General features: G+C 69.8%; 5 protein-coding genes. 2 read left to right on the forward strand and 3 right to left on the reverse strand.

What is annotated here, in order from left to right; genetic code table 11:
- Positions 1 to 757, reverse strand: a 757-nt coding sequence (locus VKZ87_RS01135; protein ID WP_324219396.1) for an acyltransferase family protein, incomplete at its 3' end; no start/stop codon positions are given.
- A 111-nt stretch (positions 758 to 868) separates the two neighbouring features.
- Between VKZ87_RS01135 and VKZ87_RS01140 the strand changes: the two genes are divergently transcribed.
- The gene (locus tag VKZ87_RS01140; protein WP_324219397.1) at positions 869 to 1,765 is read left to right on the forward strand and encodes a LytTR family DNA-binding domain-containing protein; all 897 of its coding nucleotides are present in this window, start codon (positions 869 to 871) and stop codon (positions 1,763 to 1,765) included.
- On the opposite strand, the gene VKZ87_RS01145 is transcribed toward VKZ87_RS01140, so the two are convergent.
- Positions 1,758 to 2,723, reverse strand: a complete 966-nt coding sequence (locus VKZ87_RS01145; protein ID WP_324219398.1) for a complex I NDUFA9 subunit family protein — start codon at positions 2,721 to 2,723, stop codon at positions 1,758 to 1,760. The two genes, VKZ87_RS01140 and VKZ87_RS01145, sit on opposite strands and share 8 nt — an antisense overlap.
- A gap of 101 nt (positions 2,724 to 2,824) precedes the next feature.
- Here VKZ87_RS01145 and VKZ87_RS01150 point away from each other — a divergent pair, with 101 nt between their 5' ends.
- Positions 2,825 to 3,013 (forward strand): superinfection immunity protein, encoded by a 189-nt coding sequence (locus VKZ87_RS01150; RefSeq protein WP_324219399.1) that lies wholly within the window; start codon positions 2,825 to 2,827, stop codon positions 3,011 to 3,013.
- Between the two features lie 4 nt (positions 3,014 to 3,017).
- Here the strand turns inward: VKZ87_RS01150 and VKZ87_RS01155 are convergent, their stop codons facing one another.
- Positions 3,018 to 3,623 (reverse strand): PAS domain-containing protein, encoded by a 606-nt coding sequence (locus VKZ87_RS01155; RefSeq protein WP_324219400.1) that lies wholly within the window; start codon positions 3,621 to 3,623, stop codon positions 3,018 to 3,020.
- Positions 3,624 to 3,833 lie beyond the last annotated feature (210 nt).

The raw sequence follows: 3,833 nt of genomic DNA on the forward strand, positions 1-3,833 counted from the left end.
TGGCGATGCCGAAGCCGAACAGGAACAGGCTGAAATAGACGGCATGGAGATACCAGTCGTCGAACAGGGCATGGGTCTGGCCGAAGACCGGCCGCAGCGTGAGGCGCAGCGCGATCAGCAGCAGGGCCGGCCACACCACCAGGCCCCGGCCGGCGAGCCGGCGCTGCAGCCACAGCCCGAGGCGGCGCGCGGGCGCGCCGTGCAGCAGGGGCAGCGCAGCCAGGACGATCATCGTGTAGACCCAGAGATAGGCGACGAACCAGAGATGGTTCCAGGTCGGCACGATCAGCCGGGCGCCGTCCACCTGCCAGCCGTCATGGAAGCCGATGTATTTCGCGTAGAAGGCGGCAAAGCCTTCGTCGAAGCCGAGCTTTCCGACGATTTCCGCATAGGTCTGCGGCGGCACCACCACCAGCATGCCGAAGACGAGCGGCAGCAGCAGCCGCGCCGAGCGTTTCCGCGCCATGGCGCCGCGCGACTGTCCGTCGCGTGCGAACTTCCCGGCCATGTAGCGGGTGGCAACGCCCGCGATCAGGAACAGCAGGGCCAGCCGCCAGGGCGAGGTGAGCAGCATCAGCGGCTGGATCGCCGGCCCGGCATGGACGCTTTTCACATGCCAGGGCCAGGTCACGAAATACATGCCGATGTGGTAGAAGATCAGCAGCCCGAAGGCGATGATGCGCAGCCAGTCGAGATCGAAGCGGCGCGCGGGTTCGGGCGCGAATTCAGGGCGATGCGGAAAAGCGGATGCGGTCATGACAGGGGTCCCGGTTCAGCCACGCGATAGCGCCGCGATGCCACGGATGGCGCCGGGCGCCAATCGCGCGGGGGCGACGGGCGGGCCGGCTGACGCGGGCGGCGGCCCGCGATGACCGCGCCGGTGACGGATGGCGGGGCCGGCGTGACGGGCGGCAGGCCGGGCGGCGGAGATGCGCGGCGCGCGGAAATCCGCGCTTTCCGCTTTCCGCGCTGGGCCTGGATCGCCTATGCCGTCCTGCTGCTGGCGATCGCGGGGCTGACCGGCTCGTCCTACTGGATCGAGGCGCAGCGGGTCGGGCTCGTCATCCCGGCCTGGCAGATCGCGGTGGACGAGCTGACCAGCATCGGCATCGTTTATGCCATCACGCCGCTGGTCTTCGCCTGGACGGCGCGGCTCGATCCGCGGCGCATCGGCTGGCCGCGCGTGGTTGTCGGCCACGTCGCCGGGATGATCGTTTTCGGCCTCGTCCATGTCGGCGGCATGACCCTGCTGCGGCTGCTGCTCTATCCGCTGTTTGGCGGCGCCTATGGCCTCGGCGGCGATCCGCTGCTGACCCGGCTGATCTACGAGGGCCGCAAGGATGCGCTGGCCTATCTCGCCATGGCGCTGGGCGCCTGGCTGCTCGATGCCGCCCTGCGCAAGCCGCAGACCATCGTGGTGACGAAGGAGGCCGAGCCGGCGCGGCGCCGGCTGGAAATCCGCGACGGGGCGAGGCGCGAATTCCTCGATCCGGCCGAGATCCTCTGCGTCGAGGCGGCCGGCAATTACGTCGAGCTGCAGCTGCCCGGCCGCGCCCTGCTGCAGCGCCAGACGCTGGCCGCCATGGAAGGCGAGCTGGCGGCGCTGGGCTTCGTGCGCATCCACCGCTCGCGGCTGGTCAACCGCCGCCATGTGCGCAGCATCGAAAGCAACGAGAGCGGCGATTTCACCCTGCGGCTCAGCGACGGCCGGCAGATCGCCGGCAGCCGCCGCTTCCGCGCGGCGCTGCAGCTCCAGATCAGCTGAAGCGCGGCTCGAAGCGGCCGCCGCCGCGGCGGTAGCGGTAGAGATAGGTCTCGACCATGCCTTCCACCGGGACAGGATTGGCGATGCCGAGATCGGCCAGCGTCTTCGCGCCCTCGCCGACGACATTGTCGGATTTCAGCAGCTCGATCTGGTCGCGGGTGATCGGCGGCGCGAACAGCGGCTGCAGCTCCATGGCGAAGGCCAGCGGCTTGAGCAGCGCGCCGGGCACCGGCAGCAGCAGGCGCTTCTTGCGGATCTCGGCCAGCGTCAGCTCCATGATCTCGCGCATGGTGTAGACCTTCGGCCCGCCGAGCTCGTAGGTCTGGCCGGCGGCCGCGCCGTTCTCCAGCGCACGCACGATGGCTTCCGCCACGTCTCCGACATAGACCGGCTGCAGCTTCGTCTTCCCGCCATCCACCAGCGGCAGCGCCGGGGCAAGGCTGGCCAGGGTGGCGAAGCGGTTGAAGAAATCGTCCTCCTGGCCGAACACCACCGAGGGACGGATGATGGTGGCCTGCGGCATGTGGCGGCGCACCCCGGCCTCGCCGGCGGCCTTGCTGCGGGCGTAATGCGAGGTGCTCTGCGCGTCGGCGCCGATCGCCGAGACATGCACCATCTGCCGCACGCCGGCTTCCTTCGCGCAGAGGGCGACGATCTCGGCGCCGCGCGCCTGCACCGCGTCGAAGCTCTGCCGGCCGCGCGGATAGAGGATGCCGACGCAGTTGATCACCGCGTCCGCATTCGCCACGGCGGCGCGCACCGAGGGCGCGACCCGGATATTGGCCTGCACGATGTCGATCTGGCCGACGCTGCCCATGGGCTTGAGGAACAGGCCCTCGTCGGGGCGGCGGATCGCCACGCGGACCCGGGCGCCCTCTTCCGCCAGGCGTTTCACCACATAGCGGCCGATGAAGCCGGAGCCGCCGAAGACGGTGACGAGCTTGGAACGGAGCGACATGACGCAAACCCCTGGAACGGTGCCGACGAATGGCCCGGATCATAGCGATTTCCCGGCCGCCGCCAATGGCTTGGCGCCCTCCGGCCGGCTAGGCTCGGGCCATGGGAGTCGGATTGTTCAGCCTCGTCAGCCTGCTGCTGCTGGCCTGCGTCTATTTTCTGCCCAGCCTGCTGGCCTGGCGGAAGCGGCACCGGCTGCGCCGCAAGATCCTGATCGCCAATGCCCTGCTCGGCTGGACCGTGATCGGCTGGGCCGCCTGCCTGATCCTGGCCCTGCGCCGCGACGCCTGAAGCCTCAGATCCGCAGGAGCTGGCCGGTGGCGCTGAGCGGCAGGTTGACCGCCAGCAGCCGGGCCACCGCGCCCTGGTCGTTGACCAGCGGCAGGGACAGGCGGTGCCAGGCGGCGACCCGGCGCGCGTTGCCCGGCCGGTGGCACGAATAGAACGGCCGGCCGGTGCGGTAGACCGCGCGGTCGATGGCGATGACGAATTCGCGCAGATGGGCGCTGACCGGCGCCTCGGACTGCAGCTTGCCGGTCAGGTCGAAGCCGGAAATGGCGGCCATGGCGCTGCCGTAGAGGCGGTAGCGGAATTCCGTGCCGCCATCGACCGGATCGAGCAGCGACACGTAGCCCAGTGCCGGCCGCACCGCCATCGGGGTGATCTGCGACAGATTCGGCAGGCCGCCCGGCGGGGCGAGGTCGCGCCAGCACCGGTACAGCTCGGCCAGCAGCGGCGGCATGGCGGCCGCGTCGGGATCCCAGTTGCAGGCGGTGATGTCGGACCCGTGGCTGCGGAACAGCGCCCGGATGCGGTCGATGCTGCTGTCCGCGATGTCATCGCTCCACACCGCGATGCGCAGGACATTCAGCATCGGCTGCGCGAAAGCGGAATCGATCATGGATGGTTCCGGGATCCGTAACAGACGGCGGCGGCGGAAAGGCCGGCGCCAGGCCGGCCTTTCCAGTAAGGCCTCAGGCTGCGCTGGGCAAGTGGGGGATGGGGTTTTGGGTTATGTGGGTGAGGGCGAGGAGGGGTACGAGCTGGTCGTCGACGCGGGCGATGCCGTCGATGAGGTCGGGGGCCCAGGCCTCGTCTTCGGAGCGGGTGA

This window comes from Ferrovibrio sp. (genome assembly GCF_035304305.1).
Taxonomy (GTDB): domain Bacteria; phylum Pseudomonadota; class Alphaproteobacteria; order Ferrovibrionales; family Ferrovibrionaceae; genus Ferrovibrio.